The following is a 16,069-nucleotide window of genomic DNA, read 5'->3' on the forward strand; positions in this document are numbered from 1 at the left end:
CCCAACATGCTACAACTGCGCGCCTGCCCTGCCGCATGGCGTCTGCCAGAGGAAAACCGCGCATGACCAAGTGGGTGTACAGCTTCGGCGCCGGCCAGAACGACGGCAAGGCGGAGATGCGGAACCTGTTGGGCGGCAAGGGCGCCAACCTGGCCGAAATGGCCAGCATCGGCCTGCCCGTCCCGCCCGGCTTCACCATCACCACCGAGGTCTGCACCTATTATTACGACCACGGCAAATCCTACCCGGACGATCTGGAAGCCCAGGTGGCGGAAGCCCTGGCCCGGGTGGAGAAGGCCGTCGGCAACCGCTTCGGGGACCACCACAAGCCGCTGCTCGTCTCGGTCCGCTCCGGCGCCCGCGTCTCCATGCCGGGCATGATGGACACGGTGCTGAATCTCGGCCTGAACGACCAGACGGTGGAAGGCCTCGCCGCCGCCTCGGGCGATGCGCGCTTCGCCTGGGACAGCTATCGCCGTTTCATCCAGATGTTCGGCAGCGTCGTCCTCGGCATCGACCACCACCGCTTCGAGGAGATCATCGAGCATGTGAAGCTCGATGCCGGGCTGATCGAGGACACCCAGCTCAGCGCCCAGGACTGGCACCGGGTGGTGGCGGGCTACAAGGACATGGTGGAGGAGGTGAAGGGCGAGCCCTTCCCGCAGGACCCGAAGGCGCAGCTCTGGGCCGCCATCGGCGCGGTGTTCGGAAGCTGGATGAACCCGCGCGCCAACACCTATCGCCGGCTGCACGACATCCCGGCCGATTGGGGCACGGCGGTGAACGTCCAGGCCATGGTCTTCGGCAATATGGGCGAGGATTGCGCCACCGGCGTCTGCTTCACCCGCGACCCGAGCACGGGCGAGAACATCTTCTACGGCGAATACCTCATCAACGCCCAGGGCGAGGATGTGGTGGCCGGCATCCGCACGCCGCAGCCCATGTCCGAAGCCCGCGCGAAGCCCGGCGAGCGCAGCATGGAAGCGGCGATGCCGAACGCCTACCGGGAGCTCGTCGAAGTCCGCGCCAAGCTGGAAAAGCATTATGCGGACATGCAGGACATCGAGTTCACGGTGCAGCAGAACAAGCTCTACATGCTGCAGACGCGGAACGGCAAGCGCACCGCCGCCGCCAGCCTGAAGATCGCGGTGGACATGGCACAGGAAGGGCTGATCTCGGAAACCGAGGCGGTGAAGCGGGTGAACCCCTCCGCCCTCGACCAGCTCCTGCACCCGACGCTGGACCCGAAGGCGCCGCGCAAGCTGCTGGCGAAGGGGTTGCCGGCCTCCCCGGGTGCCGCCTGCGGCACGGTGGTGTTCAGCGCGGATGAGGCGGAGGCGCGGGCGCAGAAGGGCGAGAGCGTCATCCTCGTCCGCATCGAGACCAGCCCCGAGGACATCCACGGCATGCATGCCGCGAAGGGCATCCTGACGACGCGCGGCGGCATGACGAGCCATGCGGCGGTGGTGGCGCGCGGCATGGGGCGGCCCTGCGTCGCCGGCGCCGGCGGCGTGACGGTGGACTACAACAGCCAGGTGCTGAGCGCCGGCGGCCAGCAGGTGCAGGCGGGCGAGACCATCACGCTGGACGGCGCCACGGGCGAGATCTTCATCGGCAGCGTGCCGATGGTGGAGCCGCAGCTTTCCGGCGATTTCGCCACGCTGATGGGCTGGGCCGACAAGGTCCGGCGGCTGCGCGTGCGGGCCAATGCGGAGACGCCGCTGGATGCCGACACGGCGCGCAAATTCGGCGCCGAGGGCATCGGCCTCTGCCGCACCGAGCATATGTTCTTCGACCCGGACCGCATCGGCGCCGTGCGCCAGATGATCATGAGCGAGACGGAGCGCGGCCGGCGCGAGGCGCTGGCGAAGCTGCTGCCCTTCCAGCGCCAGGATTTTTCCGAGCTGTTCCGCATCATGGCCGGCCTGCCGGTGACCATCCGGCTGCTGGACCCGCCGCTGCATGAATTCCTGCCGCATGGCGCGGCGGAAATCGCCGAGGTGGCCGCGGCGCTCGGCGCCGATCCGGAGGCGATGCGCCGCCGCGCCGAGGAGCTTTCCGAAGCCAACCCGATGCTCGGCCATCGCGGCTGCCGCCTGGGCATCTCCTTCCCGGAGATCTACGAAATGCAGGCGCGCGCCATCTTCGAAGCGGCGGTCGCGATCGGCCAGGAGACGGGCGACGCGCCGGTGCCGGAGATCATGATCCCGCTGGTCGCGACGCGGCGGGAGCTGGAGATCACCAAGGCGCAGGTGGACAAGGTGGCGCAGGAGGTTTTTTCCGAATCCGGCTACCATGTCGAATACTATGTCGGCACGATGATCGAGCTGCCGCGCGCCGCGCTGACCGCCGACCGGATCGCCGAGGTGGGCGACTTCTTCAGCTTCGGCACCAACGACCTGACGCAGACCACCTTCGGCCTCTCGCGCGACGATGCCGGCAAATTCCTGCCGCTCTATGTCGAGAAGGGGATCATGCCGAAGGACCCCTTCGTCTCCATCGACCCGGAGGGCGTCGGCGCGCTGGTGAAGATCGCGGCGGAGAAGGGGCGGTCGGTGAAGCCGGACCTCAAGCTCGGCATCTGCGGCGAGCATGGCGGCGACCCGGCCTCCATCATGTTCTGCGAGGAGGCGGGGCTGGATTACGTGTCCTGCTCGCCCTACCGCGTGCCCGTGGCGCGGCTGGCGGCGGCGCAGGCGGCGCTGACGGGGGGCGTGGACCGCACGGCTTGAGGAAGGGCTCAGCCCTCCTCTCACCTTGGGCGCAGCGCGTCCAACCCCGTGAGAACCCTGGGGTTTGGCGCGGCATCATTCCGGGCGGTGCCCGAAGTCCTTCCGCGGCTTTGCCGCGGAAGGCCGTGCGAGGCCCCGGGGCATGAAGCGATAGCCGGGGCCCCCATGAGGCTGCGCCAGCAGCTTCATGGGGATTTGACGAAGGCCAGCAGATCCGCGTTGATCTGATCCGCGTGGGTCGTCGCCATGCCATGCGGCAGCCCCGGATAGGTCTTCAGCGTGCCCTTCCGCAGCAGCGGCGCGGAGAGCCGGGCGGAGGCGCCGATCGGCACGATCTGGTCGTCCTCGCCATGCAGCACCAGCGTCGGCACCTCGATCTTCTTCAGGTCTTCCGTGAAGTCGGTCTCGGAGAAGGCCTTGATGCAGTCGTAATGCGCCTTGGCGCTGCCCATCATGCCCTGGCGCCACCAATTGTCGACGACGCCGGGGATGGTCTCCACGCCCGGCCGGTTGAAGCCGTAGAAGGGCCCCGCCGGCACGTCGCGGAAGAACTGCGCCCGGTTGGCCGCCAGCGTCTTGCGGAAGCCGTCGAACACCTCGATGGGCAGGCCGCCCGGATTCTTTTCCGACTTCACCATCACCGGCGGCACGGCGCCGATCAGCACCGCCTTCGCCACCCTGCCGCCGCCGCCATATTGCGCGACATAGCGCGCCACCTCGCCGCCGCCGGTGGAATGGCCGATATGGATGGCGTCCTTCAGGTTCAGCTTCAGCGCCAGCTCCGCCACATCCGCGGCGTAGGTATCCATCTCATTGCCCGTATAGGACTGGCTGGAGCGGCCATGGCCCCGCCGGTCATGCGCGATGACGCGGTAGCCCTGCGCCAGGAAGAACAGCATCTGGGCGTCCCAGTCATCGGCGGAGAGGGGCCAGCCATGGTGGAAGACGATCGGCTGCCCGCTGCCCCAATCCTTGTAGAAGATCTTCGTCCCGTCCCGGGTGACGACGTAGCCGTCGCCGGTGCGGTCGGCGGGGATGGAAGGCTCGCTCATGGGAGGCTCCTTTGATTTGCTCGATAAAGATTATCTCGCTAAATAACAGCTAACCCTGCCCGGATAGGCTGTCCAGCGAAAACTTATCGCGGTAAGGAAATTGCCATCTTGAAGGTTAGCGCCATTGCGCCCCGCGCCCTGGCGCCGCAGAGGACCCCCATGGACGATCCACCCCGCCTGCCGCTGGAACAGCAGCTCTGCTTCACCCTCTACCGGGCGGGCATGGCCATCAACCGCACCTACAAGCCGCTGCTGGACGAGCTCGGCATCACCTACCCGCAATACCTGGTGCTCTCGGTGCTGGAGGAGGCGGATGGCAGCACCATCGGCGGCATCGCCGCCCGGCTGGCGCTGGAGCCGAGCACGGTGACGCCGACGGTGAAGCGGATGGAGGCGGTGGGGCTGGTGCAGCGCCGCCGCGACAGGGTGGATGAACGCCAGGTGCAGGTCTGGCTGACGGCGCAGGGGCGGGGCGTGCTGGCGCGCTGCGGCTGCCTCGGCGCCGCGCTGCTGCAACGCTCCGGCCTCAGCCCGGAGGCCTATGCGGCGCTGAATGCGGAGATGCAGGCGCTGGATGCGGCGCTGAGCGCGGGGCTGCGGGCGGGGCGGTAGGGCCGGGGCGGGCAGGGGGCTGGAGCGGCGCCACGGCCCGGGCTGCGGCGCCGGCGCAGGCAGGGGCCAGGGATTAACCGGCGGGCTTGCCGGGCCCGCTCCCCGCCCGTCGGCCGCCGCGCTCCGGCGTGCCCGCACGGCCCGGGCGCCCTGCCGCGGCAGCGGCGCGGCCTGCTCACCGCCTTTAACCCTTAGGTGACCGCCGCAATGGGATGACTCCCTCCGACGCGCCGCACCGGCGCGCCGCCATGGCTGTCGAGACAGGATGTCCGATGCACCGCTCCTCCCTCTGGGCCGGGCCCGTCCCGGTGCCTGCGCCCGCCCTGCCGATCCGGTGGCTTGGGCTGGCCCTTCTTCTCCTGCTCGCCGGCTGCATGGTGGCCTGGCTGGCGCGGCCGCACCCGCCCGCGGCGGCGCTGCCGCCCGCCGAGGCGGAGGTGCGCCTGCCGCCCCCCTTCGCCCGGCTGCTGGGCCGCGGCGCGCCGGGCCCGGCCCTGCCCGCCGCCGCGGCGCCCGGGCTGCTGGCCCCCGCCACCGGCGGCTATGCGCTGGACCTCGGCGTCATCCTGGTGCCGGAGCAGGCGGAGGCGCTGGCGGCGCGGCTCGCGGCGCGCGGCCTGCCGGTGCAGATGCTGGCGGTGCCCGGGGCGGGCGGCGTGGTCTGGACGCATCTGCGCAGCGTCCCCTTCGCCGCCGATGCCGGGGCGCTGGCCGGGGCGGAGCAGGTGGCACGGGAATTCGGCCTGGCGGCCAGCCTGGTGCCGCAGGCCGCGGCGGCGCCGCGCTGACACGCCCCTGGCATGGGGCGTGCTTGGTACACGCAAGCCAAGCACGGAGCCCGCGATGCAGCGCAGCGTCACCATCCCCGCCCGCCCCCAGCCCCTCACCGTGGTGCCGGAGGAGACGGCGCTGATCGTGGTGGACATGCAGAACGCCTATCTGTCCAAGGGCGGCTATCTCGACCTCTGCGGCTTCGACGTCTCCGGCAGCGGGCCGGTCATCGAGGAGACGGCGCGGCTGATCGCCGATTGCCGCGGCGCGGGCATCCCGATCATCTACCTGCAGAACGGCTTCTCCGCCGATCTGCGCGAGGCGGGCGGGGAGGGGGCGCCGGTCTGGCACAAATCCAACGCCCTTGCCTTCATGCGCGCGAACGAGGCCTATGCCGGCAAGCTCATCACCCACGGCACCTGGGACCATGAGATCGTGCCGGAGGTGGCGCCGCTGCCGGGCGACATCGTGGTGGCGAAGTCGCGCTATTCCGGCTTTGCCGGGACGAATCTGGAGCAGATCCTGCACGCCAGGCGCATCCGCAACCTGCTGATCTGCGGCGTGGCGACGAATGTCTGCGTGGAGAGCACCTTGCGGGATGCCTATCACCGGGAGTTCTTTCCGGTGATGGTGACGGACGCCACCGGGCCGGCGGGCGGCCCGGCGCAGCAGGCGGCGACGGAGTTCAACGTGACGGCCTTCTTCGGCTGGCTGACGACGCGGGCGGAGCTGAAGGCGGCGCTGATGGGGAATGCGGAGTAGGCGGGGCGCCGCCCCGGGCCGCGGCAGGGGGCGCTGCCCCATGGGCGCGAAGCTCGGAGGATATGCGACGGGCAAGCAGGAAGATCGGGGCCTTGCCTGTCGGCGGCAGCGCCGCTGACCCCCCCCCCGCCGGGGACTGGACCGGTCCCCGGACCCCGGTGTGAGTCTGGTGTCCCGATCCCGAAGTCCTGCGGACTTCGTTCTCGGGCCACGAGTCTTAGTTTTCAGCGGCCTGCCTGTCCGCTGCGTTCGCTGGAAATCCAGCGAACGCAACGGACAGGACATTAGAGCGGTTTCACCTCGCCTGCGCTCGGCGAACCCGCTCCAGCCCTTTGTTTGATCGCATTTTCCGAGTCGTCCGGCGATTCCGCCGGACTTGAAAATGCTCTAGAGATGGGCGTTGGTCATGCGGAGGCGATGGGCCAGCTCTCCCATGACATACCAGCCGAAATGCGGCATCTCCTCGACCAGGGCGCGGAATTTCCGGGCGTCGATGGCGGCCAGCTCGCAATCCGTCGCCGCCTCGGCGGTGATGGTGCGGCGCTCCCCGTCCAGGATGGAGAGGATGCCCAGCGCCTGGCCGGGACCGATGGTTTCGATCCGCAGGTCGCGGCGGCGGACCTCCACCGTGCCGTCCAGCACCACATACATGCAGTGCGGGGCATCGCCCTCGCGGAACACCACATCTCCGGCACGGAAGCCCAGCACCGTGCCGACCGAACGGGCGATGGGACGCAGATCGAGCCGCTGCGCGCTGGTGCCGTCCATCGAGGTCATCCTCCTTCGATGACGCTTCAATGACAGTTCGGCGGCGGCGATGTCATCACGATATGGCGATGAACCTTTCGCGGAGGCGATGCGACCCTAGCCCCGCGAGACCTGGATCGCGGGGCCTGCCGGCCGGCCCTGGCAGGATGGAGCCGGAGGAAGGGTTGCGCCGCCAGCCGCCTGACGGCGCGACCCTTCCCGGCTACTTCTGCAGCGCCTGGACGATTTCCTGCGTCACCTTCTTCGCATCCCCGAACAGCATCATGGTGTTCGGCCGGAAGAACAGCTCGTTGTCCACCCCGGCATAGCCGCTGCTCATGCCGCGCTTCACGAAGAACACCGTCTTCGCCCGTTCCACATCGAGGATGGGCATGCCGTAGATCGGGCTGGATTTGTCGGTCTTCGCCGCCGGGTTGGTCACGTCATTGGCGCCGATCACATAGGCCACGTCGGCCTCGGCGAATTCCGGGTTGATCTCCTCCAGCTCCTTGACGTCCTCGTAGGGCACGTTGGCCTCGGCCAGCAGCACGTTCATGTGCCCGGGCATCCGGCCGGCGACGGGGTGGATGGCGTATTCCACCTCCGCCCCTTCCTTCTTCAGCAGGTCGCCCATTTCCCGCAGCACCTGCTGCGCCTGGGCCACCGCCATGCCGTAGCCGGGCACGACGATGATCTTCTGCGCGTTCTTCATGATGAAGGCGGCGTCCTCCGGGCTGCCGGCCTTCACCGGGGCGCGTTCTGCCGTTGCACCGCCCGCCGCCGCGCCGCCCGCCTCGGCGCCGAAGCCGCCCAGCAGCACGTTGATGATGCTGCGGTTCATCCCCTTGCACATGATGTAGGAGAGGATGGCGCCCGAGGCGCCGACCAGCGCGCCGGTCACGATCAGCAGCAGGTTGCCCACGGTGAAGCCGATGCCCGCCGCCGCCCAGCCGGAATAGCTGTTCAGCATGGAGACGACGACCGGCATGTCCGCCCCGCCGATCGGGATGATCAGCAGGAAGCCCAGCGCGAAGGAGAGCAGCGCGATCAGCCAGAACAGCACCGGGCTGCCGGTGGCGACGAAGGCGATGACCAGCACCAGCAGCAGCGCCCCCAGCGCCGCGTTCAGCAGGTGCTGGCCCTTGAAGATGATGGGCGCGCCGGACATCCGCCCATCCAGCTTGGCGAAGGCGATGACCGAGCCGGAGAAGGTGACCGCACCGATCGCGATGCCGAGCGACATCTCGATCAGGCTCTGGGTGTGGATATGCCCATGCGTGCCGATGCCGAAGCTTTCCGGGCTGTAGAAGGCGCCCGCGGCGACGAAGACCGCCGCCATGCCGACCAGCGAGTGGAAGGCGGCGACGAGCTGCGGCAGCGCCGTCATCTGGATGCGCTTCGCCACCACCGCGCCGACGCTGCCGCCGAGCGCCAGCCCGACCAGGATCAGCACGATGCCGCCGAGATCCATGCCGTGGTGGAACAGCGTCGCCACGATGGCGATCGCCATGCCGATCATGCCGTAGAGATTGCCCCGCCGGCTGGTCTCCGGATGCGACAGCCCGCGCAGCGCCAGGATGAAGAGGACGGCCGCGACGAGATAGGCGAGGGTCGAGATAGTCGCCATCGCCTCAGCCCTTCTTCTTCGACTGGAACATGGCGAGCATTCGCCGCGTGACGAGGAAGCCGCCGAAGATGTTCACCGCGGCGAGGGTCACGGCGATGAAGCCGAAGATGCGGGCCAGGGTGCTGTCCGCCGTGCCCGCCGCCAGGATGGCGCCGACCACGATGACGGAGGAGATGGCGTTGGTCACGCCCATCAGCGGCGAGTGCAGCGCCGGGGTGACGTTCCACACCACGTAGTAGCCGACGAAGCAGGCCATCAGGAAGATGGTCAGCAGGTAGAGGAAGGGCTCGGCGGCCTGGGCCACGGGCGCCACCGCCTCCGCCGCGCGGCGAGCCGCCTCGGCCAGCTCCAGCGCGCGGTTGGCCGTGGCCGTGGCCTGATTGGCCAGGTCGGTCGGGTTCATGGCGTTCTCCTCAGGCGGCCTTCGCGGGCACGAGGCTCGGGTGGATCACGGCGCCGCCACGGGTCAGCAGCACGCCCTTCACGATGTCGTCCTCGGCCGGCAGCTTCGGCGCCTTCGCCTCCTTGTCCCAGAAGGTCGTCAGGAAGGTCAGCAGGTTGCGGGCGAAGAGGGCGGAGGCGGCGGCGCCGATCCGGCCCGGCCAATTGTGGTAGCCGAGGATGGTCACGCCATTCGGCGTCGTCACCGCCTCCCCGGGCCTGGTCAGCGCGACATTGCCGCCGGCATCCGCGGCGATGTCCACGATGATGGAGCCGGGCTTCATGCTGGCGACCATCGCCTCGGTCACCAGGGTGGGGGCCTTGCGGCCCTGCACCAGCGCGGTGGTGATGACGATGTCCTGCTTGGCGATATGCGCCGCGATCACCTCGGCCTGCCTGGCGTAGAACTCGGCGGAAAGCTGCCTGGCATAGCCGCCCGCGGTCTGCGCCGCCTTGCTCTCCTCATCCTCGTAGCCGACGAAGCTGGCGCCGAGGGATTTGATCTCCTCCTTCGCCGCCGGCCGGACATCGGTGGCGGAGACGCGCCCGCCCAGCCGCCGCGCCGTGGCGATGGCCTGCAGACCCGCGACGCCGGCGCCCATGACGAAGACATTCGCCGCCGGGATCGTGCCGGCGGCCGTCATCAGCATCGGGAAGCCGCGCGTGAAGGCGCCGGCCGCCTCGATGACGGCGCGGTAGCCGGCGAGGTTGGCCTGGGAGGAGAGGATGTCCATGCTCTGCGCCCGGGTGATGCGGGGCAGCAGCTCCATCGCCCCCGCCTCGATGCCGAGCCTCGCATAGCTCTCCGCCATCTCCGGCGTCGCCTGCAACTGGCCGAGCAGCAGCGCGCCGCGGGGGATCAGCGAGAGCTCGTCCACCGCGCCCTCCCCGGTGCCGAGCGGGGCGCGGATCTTCAGCACGATGCCGGCGCCGGCCAGCGTCGCCGCGGCATCCGGCGCCACCTCCGCCCCGGCGGCGGCGTAGTCCGCATCCGGGATGCCGGCCGCAAGCCCGGCGCCGGATTCCACCGCGACGGTCAGGCCGAGGGCGATGAATTTCTTCACCGTCTCCGGCGTGGCGGCGACGCGGGTCTCGGCGGGCCGGCGCTCCTTCAGCACTGCCAGTCGCATACGGGGCTCCCCCTGTTCCCTGGGCCGGGGGCGGGCGCCACCGGACTCAGGGGCGCTTCTACAAACTGCACGGAAATTTGGCCATGGGGCCCCCGCGGACCATCGCGGGCCGTGCCCCACCCCATGCCGCGGGGCGGGACCTATCCGGCCGGGAGCTTCCCCGGCAAGCTCCGGCTATGCGCCGGGCGATTCTCCTGCTGCTGATGCTCTGCCTTGCCCGGCCGCTGGCGGCGGCCGAGCTGAAGCTGGCGAGCTGGAACATCGCCTGGCTGACGCTGCGCAGCGCCGAGCTGCCGCGCGACCAGCGCCCCCGCACGGCCGCGGATTTCGACCGCCTGGCGCAGTATGCGGCCCGGCTGGATGCCGACATCCTGGCGCTGCAGGAGGTGGATGGGCCGGAGGCGGCGGCGCGCGTGCTGGACCCGCGCGCCTACGCCTTCTTCTTCCCGGAAGAGGAGGATCTGCAGCGCGCCGGCTTCGCCGTGAAGCGGGGCTTGCGGGTGCGGCAGAACCCGGATCTGGCGGGGCTGGATCTGCGGCCGCGGGCGCGGTTTTCCCTGCGCCGCGGCACGGATATCACGGTGGAAACGCCGTCCGGCCCGCTGCGCCTGCTCTCCATCCACCTGATCGCGGGCTGCCGGGACGCGCCGCTCGGCGCCGGGGAGGCCTGCGAAAGCCTGGACCGGCAGGCGGAGATCCTGGCCGGCTGGGTGGCGGCGCGGCAGGCGGAGGGGGTGGCCTTCGCCATCCTCGGCGATTTCAACCGGGCCATGGCCGGGCCGCAGGATGCGCTGCTGCGCCGGCTGCACGCGGCGGGGCCGCTGACGCGGGTGACGGAAGGGGTCTCCGACCCCTGCTGGCGGGGCGGGCGGCGCTTCATCGACCAGATCCTGCTGGGCGGGAAGGCACGCGACTGGCTGGTGCCGGGAAGCCTCCGGGTGATGGTGTATGAGGAGCGGGATCCGCGGTTCCGTGACCGGCTTTCCGACCATTGCCCGCTGAGCGTGCGGTTGGGCGGGCGGTGATGGGGGCTTCGGCCGTTGGCGGCAGTGTCGCTCCCGCCCCCGGGGGCGCTGCCCCTGGACCTTGCCGGGGCGTGGACCACCCCCCGGACCCCGGTGGGCGTTTCCGAACCCTGGGTTCGAGCGGCTTTTCTTCCGCCAGGGGTTGCCGCCCGTTATGCTGCGGCCGGCGTCGGGGGGCGCTGGGGCATGCCAGGATGGGGAAGGGGCGCGGTGTGGGTCGCGGTGCTGCTGCTGGCGGGGTGCGCCGGCGGGCCGCGCCACGCCGCCTGGGATGGGCGGCGGGGCTATGACGGCAACGGCGATTACGGCTACGATCTGAATGCCTCGCGCAGCGCCGCGGCTTCCTACCAGGCGCAGGCGGCGCGGGCCTATCCGGTGCCGGGCACGCCGGAAGACCCCTGGGGACCCTATATCCGCAGCGCCGCCGCCCGCTTCCGCGTGCCGGAAGCCTGGATCCGCGAAGTGATGCGGCAGGAGAGCGGCGGGCGGGTCTATGATGGCTACGGCCAGCCCATCACCTCCCCGGCCGGGGCGATGGGGCTGATGCAGGTGATGCCCGGCACCTATGCCCGGCTGCGCCGCCAATACGGGCTGGGCGCGGACCCCTATGAGCCGCGCGACAATATCCTCGCCGGCACCGCCTATCTGCGGGAGATGCATGACCGCTTCGGCGCCCCGGCCTTCCTCGCCGCCTACAATGCCGGGCCGGAGCGGGTGGAGGGGGTACTGGCCGGGGCGCGGATCCTGCCGGAGGAGACGCTGCTCTACGTCGCCGCCATCGCGCCCCGCCTCGGCATGGCGCCGATGGCGGATGGCGCCCTGGCCGGGTCCCTCGCCATGGCGCCGCCCGCCGGGGCGGACCGCGCCTATGCCGGCGGCGGCATGCGCGGGGAGGACTACGCCGGCGGCTGGTCGGGCGACCCGGCTTCGCGCGCCTATGCCGGCGGCGGCATGCGTGGCGGGGATTACGCCGGCGGCTGGTCGGGCGACCCAGCCTCGCGCGCCTATGCCGGCGGCGGCATGCGTGGCGGGGATTACGCCGGCGGCTGGTCGGGCGACCCAGCCTCGCGCGCCTATGCCGGCGGCGGCATGCGTGGCGGGGACTACGCCGGCGGCTGGTCCGGCGACCCGTCCTTGCGCGCCTATGAGGGCGGCGGCCTGGTCACCCCCTACGCCCCGACCGGCATCATGCGCCGGTAGAACGGCCTCCGATGTGACGGATCGCGTCGTGATCTGTCAGATCGGAGATAAGCTGCTCAGGTGATTCCACCTGGGCGGATATTACTCCAGATCCTGCCTGCGAAGTTCGCTGGATTTTCGGCGAACGCAGCGGACAGGCAGGCCACTGAACACAAGCTGGTGGCCCGAGAACGAAGTCCGCAGCACTTCGGAACCGGGACACCAGGCCGCGCCGGGCCCATGGCGTCGGGAGGGCGGCGCGGCGCTGCCGCGACGCCCCCCGAGCCCTGGCTACGCCGCCCCGCGGCTCGCCGATTGCTCATTCGCCGGGGCTTCGCCGAGCGCCATCGGGTTCACCTCGCTCTCGGCGATTTCGCTCAGCGTCTCGTCCGTGTCCTTCTCCTCCTTCAGCGTCTGCGCCATCAGATCGGCGCAGCGGCTTTCGCCCATCGCCTTCAGCATGGCGGTGAGCGTCCCATAGGCGGCCATTTCGTAGTGCTCCACCTTCTGCGCCGCGCCGATCAGCGCCGCGTCGCGCACCGGGCCTTCCTCCAGCTCCTCGATGATTTCCTCGCCTTCCTCCACCAGCCCTTCCATGGCCTCGCAGGTGTCGCCCTCCGGCTCGATCCCGAGCTGCTGGCAGACCTGGTCCAGCCTTTCCACCTGGCGCTGGGTGACCTCGAGATGCTCCTGGAAGGCCTGCTTCAGCTTCGGGCTGCTGGCCGCTTCCTGCATCTTCGGCAGGGCGTCGAGGATCTGGGTTTCGGCGCTGTAGGTGTCCTGCAGCGACATTTCGAGCAGGTCGCGAATGCTGTCGGCCATGGTCGCCTCTCCCTGTTGGGCCGGCACGGGGCGTGCCGCGCGCCCGGGCAGAACGGGGCGCCCCGGGCGGCGGTTGCCGCGCCGCGCGGAACGTCACCTTGTTGCCCCCTGCCGCGCCCGGGGCCCGCCCGTCGTTTCCCGAGCGGCTTCCCGCCGGCCCGCGAGCGACTCGACGCCCCTTGCGGCGCGGGGTAGGACGCTGGAAAGCCTCGGAAGCGGGGCCGGGACACGGGACGCCCAAAGGGCTATTGGACGGCGATGACCAGCAGCAACGACATCCGCGCCACTTTCCTCGACTACTTCGCCCGCAACGGCCATGCCGTGGTCGAGAGCAGCCCGCTGGTGCCGCGCAACGACCCGACGCTGATGTTCGCCAACAGCGGCATGGTGCAGTTCAAGAACGTCTTTACCGGCCAGGAAAAGCGGCCCTATTCCCGCGCCACCACGGCGCAGAAGAGCGTCCGCGCCGGCGGCAAGCACAACGACCTGGACAATGTCGGCTACACCGCCCGGCACCACACCTTCTTCGAGATGCTGGGGAATTTCTCCTTCGGCGACTACTTCAAGGAGCAGGCGATCCCCTATGCGTGGGAGCTGCTGACCAGGGATTTCGCCATCCCGAAGCAGAAGCTGCTGGTCACCGTCTATTCCGAGGATGACGACGCGGCGGCGATCTGGAAGAAGGTGGCCGGCCTGCCGGAGAGCCGGATCATCCGCATCCCGACCAGCGACAATTTCTGGCGCATGGGGGATACCGGGCCCTGCGGCCCCTGCTCCGAGATCTTCTACGACCATGGGGAGAAGATCCCGGGCGGCCCGCCCGGCTCGCCGGACGAGGACGGCGACCGGTTCATCGAGATCTGGAACCTGGTCTTCATGCAGTATGAGGAAGGCCCGCCCGGCACCCGCGTGCCGCTGCCGCGCCCCTCGATCGACACCGGCATGGGGCTGGAGCGCTTCGCCGCCATCCTGCAGGGCAAGCACGACAACTACGACACGGACACGCTGCGGGCGCTGATCCTGGCGAGCGCCGAGGCCACCGGCCAGGACCCGGATGGGCCCTTCCGCATCAGCCATCGCGTGGTGGCGGACCATCTGCGCGCCGGCACCTTCCTCATCGCCGACGGCGTGCTGCCCTCCAACGAGGGCCGCGGCTATGTGCTGCGCCGCATCCTGCGCCGCGCCATGCGCCATGCGCACATGATGGGCTCGCGCGAGCCGCTGCTGCACCGGCTGGTGCCGGCGCTGATCCGCCAGATGGGCGCCGCCTATCCGGAGATCGTCCGCGCCGAGGCGCTGGTGACGGAGACGCTGAAGCTGGAGGAGACCCGCTTCCGCTCGCTGCTCGAGCGCGGCCTCGGCCTGCTGGCGGAGGAAAGCGGCAAGCTCGGCGAGCGCGGCACCCTGCCCGGCGAGGTCGCCTTCCGCCTCTACGACACCTATGGCTTCCCGCTGGACCTGACGCAGGACGCGCTGCGCAGCGAGGGCAAGTCCGTGGACGTCGCCGGCTTCGAGGCGGCGATGGCCGAGCAGCGCCAGCGCGCCCGCGCCGCCTGGGCCGGCAGCGGCGAGGCGGCGACGGAGACGCTCTGGTTCGACCTGAAGGAGAAGCTGGGGGCGACGGAATTCCTCGGCTACTCCACCGAGACGGCGGAGGGCGAGATCCTCGCCGTGGTGCGGGACGGCAAGGTGGTGGACAGCGCCCCGGTGGGCGCCGACGTCGCCATCATCCTGAACCAGACGCCCTTCTATGCGGAGAGCGGCGGCCAGGTGGGCGATACCGGGCTGATCTCGGCGGGCGAGGCCTGCCGGATCGTGGTGCGCGACACCCAGAAGAAGCTCGGCGACCTCTTCATCCATCTCGGCACGGTCGCGCATGGCGAGGCGAAGCCGGGCCTCGCCGTGCAGGCGGAGGTGGACCATGCGCGCCGCGGCAATATCCGCGCGCATCACAGCGCCACCCATCTTCTGCATGAGGCGCTGCGGCGCCGCCTCGGCACCCATGTGTCGCAGAAGGGCTCGCTGAACGCGCCGGACCGGCTGCGCTTCGACGTCTCCCAGCCCACGCCGATGACGGCCGAGGACCTCGCCTGGACGGAGGCAGAGGTGAATGCCCGCATCCGCGAGAATGCCGAGGTGGTGACGCGGCTGATGACGCCGGATGCCGCGGTCGAGCTCGGCGCCATGGCGCTGTTCGGCGAGAAATACGGCGACGAGGTGCGGGTGGTGGCGATGGGGTCCGACCCCGCGGCCACGGAGAAATCCGGCATCTATTCGCTGGAGCTGTGCGGCGGCACCCATGTGCGGCGGACCGGCGATATCGGGCTGTTCAAGATCGTCTCCGAGGGCGCCGTCGCGGCTGGCGTACGGCGGGTGGAGGCGGTCACCGGCGAGGCGGCGCTGAAGCTGATCGAGGAAAGCGACCGCCGGCTGGCGGAGGCCGCCGCGGCGCTGCGCGTGGCGCCGGCCGAGGTGCCGGCGCGCGTCGCCGCGCTGGTGGAGGAGCGGCGCAAGCTGGAACGCGATATCGCCGAGCTGCGCAAGCAGCTTGCCACCGGCGGCGGCGGCGGCGCGGCAGCGGTGGAGGAGATCGGCGGGCTGAAGGTGGCGCTGCGGAATCTGGGCGAGACGCCGGCGCGCGACCTGAAGGGCATCGCCGAGGCCATCCTGAAGGGCGGCACCGCCGATGTGGTGGCGCTGGTCTCCACCGCGGAAGGCAAGGCGAGCATCGTCGCCGGCCTCGGCGAGGCGGCGAAGGGCAAGGCCGATGCGGTGGCGCTGGTGCGCGCCGCGGCGGTGGCCGTGGGCGGCAAGGGCGGCGGCGGCAGGCCGGACATGGCGCAGGCCGGCGGGCCGGAAGGCGAGAAGGCCGAGGAGGCGCTGGCGGCGGTGCGGGCGGCGCTCGGCAGGTAGGCGCTGGCCGGCGGCGCGCATTGGGGGGATCTGCCGCGGCGGGAGGGGCTGGCGCAGCCGCGGCACCCCCGCCGGGCGCCGGCGGAGATGGCGCGCCCCGGCCGCCGCCCGGATCGGCGAGGAGGCTGGCCGCCTAGAGCAGATCGCCGGAGGGCGGCATCGCCTGGAGGCGTGAATCTGCTCTAGCCTCGCCGCCCCCTTTGCCACCCGCAGCGCAGCGGTGCGCCTTCACCTGCGTGCTGTCGACCAGCATCCC

Annotated in this window: 13 protein-coding genes; 7 read left to right on the top strand and 6 right to left on the bottom strand. The window is 70.6% G+C overall.

Annotation, left to right across the window (positions count from 1 at the left end; translation table 11 throughout):
* The first annotated feature begins 62 nt into the window (after positions 1-62).
* The gene (gene ppdK / locus E5N76_RS26540) at positions 63-2,732 is read left to right on the top strand and encodes a pyruvate, phosphate dikinase (protein WP_149540913.1); all 2,670 of its coding nucleotides are present in this window, start codon (positions 63-65) and stop codon (positions 2,730-2,732) included.
* Between the two features lie 185 nt (positions 2,733-2,917).
* Here ppdK and E5N76_RS26545 read toward each other — a convergent pair whose 3' ends face one another.
* Positions 2,918-3,784, bottom strand: coding sequence for an alpha/beta fold hydrolase (locus tag E5N76_RS26545; protein WP_149540915.1), 867 nt, complete (start codon positions 3,782-3,784; stop codon positions 2,918-2,920).
* A 159-nt stretch (positions 3,785-3,943) separates the two neighbouring features.
* On the opposite strand from E5N76_RS26545, the gene E5N76_RS26550 reads away from it, so the two are divergent.
* The 3 genes from E5N76_RS26550 to E5N76_RS26560 all read left to right on the top strand — a co-directional run bounded on the left by E5N76_RS26550 (position 3,944) and on the right by E5N76_RS26560 (position 5,929).
* Positions 3,944-4,396 carry a MarR family winged helix-turn-helix transcriptional regulator gene (locus E5N76_RS26550; protein ID WP_149540917.1) on the top strand — a complete coding sequence of 151 codons (453 nt, stop codon included), beginning with the start codon at positions 3,944-3,946 and terminating at the stop codon, positions 4,394-4,396.
* Positions 4,397-4,668: 272 nt separating this feature from the next.
* On the top strand, positions 4,669-5,184 hold the full coding sequence (locus tag E5N76_RS26555; protein ID WP_187830426.1) for an SPOR domain-containing protein: 516 nt from the start codon (positions 4,669-4,671) through the stop codon (positions 5,182-5,184).
* Between the two features lie 55 nt (positions 5,185-5,239).
* Positions 5,240-5,929 carry an isochorismatase family protein gene (locus tag E5N76_RS26560; RefSeq protein ID WP_149540921.1) on the top strand — a complete coding sequence of 230 codons (690 nt, stop codon included), beginning with the start codon at positions 5,240-5,242 and terminating at the stop codon, positions 5,927-5,929.
* Between the two features lie 387 nt (positions 5,930-6,316).
* Here E5N76_RS26560 and E5N76_RS26565 read toward each other — a convergent pair whose 3' ends face one another.
* From E5N76_RS26565 to E5N76_RS26580, 4 genes are all read right to left on the bottom strand, one after another.
* Positions 6,317-6,697, bottom strand: a complete 381-nt coding sequence (locus E5N76_RS26565) for a Crp/Fnr family transcriptional regulator (protein ID WP_187830427.1) — start codon at positions 6,695-6,697, stop codon at positions 6,317-6,319.
* A gap of 202 nt (positions 6,698-6,899) precedes the next feature.
* Entirely contained in the window at positions 6,900-8,303 is a 1,404-nt protein-coding gene (locus E5N76_RS26570; protein ID WP_149540925.1) for an NAD(P)(+) transhydrogenase (Re/Si-specific) subunit beta, read from the bottom strand.
* Between the two features lie 4 nt (positions 8,304-8,307).
* Positions 8,308-8,706, bottom strand: a complete 399-nt coding sequence (locus E5N76_RS26575) for an NAD(P) transhydrogenase subunit alpha part 2 (protein ID WP_149540927.1) — start codon at positions 8,704-8,706, stop codon at positions 8,308-8,310.
* Between the two features lie 10 nt (positions 8,707-8,716).
* Positions 8,717-9,874 (bottom strand): Re/Si-specific NAD(P)(+) transhydrogenase subunit alpha, encoded by a 1,158-nt coding sequence (locus E5N76_RS26580; protein ID WP_149540929.1) that lies wholly within the window; start codon positions 9,872-9,874, stop codon positions 8,717-8,719.
* Positions 9,875-10,050: 176 nt separating this feature from the next.
* On the opposite strand from E5N76_RS26580, the gene E5N76_RS26585 reads away from it, so the two are divergent.
* Positions 10,051-10,899 carry an endonuclease/exonuclease/phosphatase family protein gene (locus E5N76_RS26585; protein WP_149540931.1) on the top strand — a complete coding sequence of 283 codons (849 nt, stop codon included), beginning with the start codon at positions 10,051-10,053 and terminating at the stop codon, positions 10,897-10,899.
* A 210-nt stretch (positions 10,900-11,109) separates the two neighbouring features.
* Complete coding sequence (locus E5N76_RS30810; protein WP_328593073.1) at positions 11,110-12,099, top strand: lytic transglycosylase domain-containing protein; 990 nt, start codon at positions 11,110-11,112, stop codon at positions 12,097-12,099.
* Positions 12,100-12,369: 270 nt separating this feature from the next.
* On the opposite strand, the gene E5N76_RS26595 is transcribed toward E5N76_RS30810, so the two are convergent.
* Positions 12,370-12,900: a YciE/YciF ferroxidase family protein gene (locus E5N76_RS26595; protein ID WP_149540935.1), complete on the bottom strand. Its 531-nt coding sequence runs from the start codon at positions 12,898-12,900 to the stop codon at positions 12,370-12,372.
* A 258-nt stretch (positions 12,901-13,158) separates the two neighbouring features.
* Here E5N76_RS26595 and alaS point away from each other — a divergent pair, with 258 nt between their 5' ends.
* Complete coding sequence (gene alaS / locus E5N76_RS26600; protein WP_149540937.1) at positions 13,159-15,813, top strand: alanine--tRNA ligase; 2,655 nt, start codon at positions 13,159-13,161, stop codon at positions 15,811-15,813.
* Positions 15,814-16,069: the final 256 nt, after the last annotated feature.

It is taken from the genome of Siccirubricoccus phaeus, assembly GCF_008360935.1.
GTDB classification, from domain to species: Bacteria; Pseudomonadota; Alphaproteobacteria; order Acetobacterales; family Acetobacteraceae; genus Siccirubricoccus; species Siccirubricoccus phaeus.

Excerpts from the sequence above, each read along its gene's own strand:
- E5N76_RS26565 (WP_187830427.1), bottom strand. The coding sequence starts at position 6,697 with ATGGACGGCACCAGCGCGCAGCGGCTCGATCTGCGTCCCATCGCCCGT.
- E5N76_RS26580 (WP_149540929.1), bottom strand. The coding sequence starts at position 9,874 with ATGCGACTGGCAGTGCTGAAGGAGCGCCGGCCCGCCGAGACCCGCGTC.
- E5N76_RS26595 (WP_149540935.1), bottom strand. The coding sequence starts at position 12,900 with ATGGCCGACAGCATTCGCGACCTGCTCGAAATGTCGCTGCAGGACACC.
- E5N76_RS26550 (WP_149540917.1), top strand. The coding sequence starts at position 3,944 with ATGGACGATCCACCCCGCCTGCCGCTGGAACAGCAGCTCTGCTTCACC.
- E5N76_RS26555 (WP_187830426.1), top strand. The coding sequence starts at position 4,669 with ATGCACCGCTCCTCCCTCTGGGCCGGGCCCGTCCCGGTGCCTGCGCCC.
- E5N76_RS26585 (WP_149540931.1), top strand. The coding sequence starts at position 10,051 with ATGCGCCGGGCGATTCTCCTGCTGCTGATGCTCTGCCTTGCCCGGCCG.
- ppdK (WP_149540913.1), top strand. The coding sequence starts at position 63 with ATGACCAAGTGGGTGTACAGCTTCGGCGCCGGCCAGAACGACGGCAAG.
- E5N76_RS26575 (WP_149540927.1), bottom strand. The coding sequence starts at position 8,706 with ATGAACCCGACCGACCTGGCCAATCAGGCCACGGCCACGGCCAACCGC.
- E5N76_RS26560 (WP_149540921.1), top strand. The coding sequence starts at position 5,240 with ATGCAGCGCAGCGTCACCATCCCCGCCCGCCCCCAGCCCCTCACCGTG.
- alaS (WP_149540937.1), top strand. The coding sequence starts at position 13,159 with ATGACCAGCAGCAACGACATCCGCGCCACTTTCCTCGACTACTTCGCC.
- E5N76_RS26545 (WP_149540915.1), bottom strand. The coding sequence starts at position 3,784 with ATGAGCGAGCCTTCCATCCCCGCCGACCGCACCGGCGACGGCTACGTC.
- E5N76_RS26570 (WP_149540925.1), bottom strand. The coding sequence starts at position 8,303 with ATGGCGACTATCTCGACCCTCGCCTATCTCGTCGCGGCCGTCCTCTTC.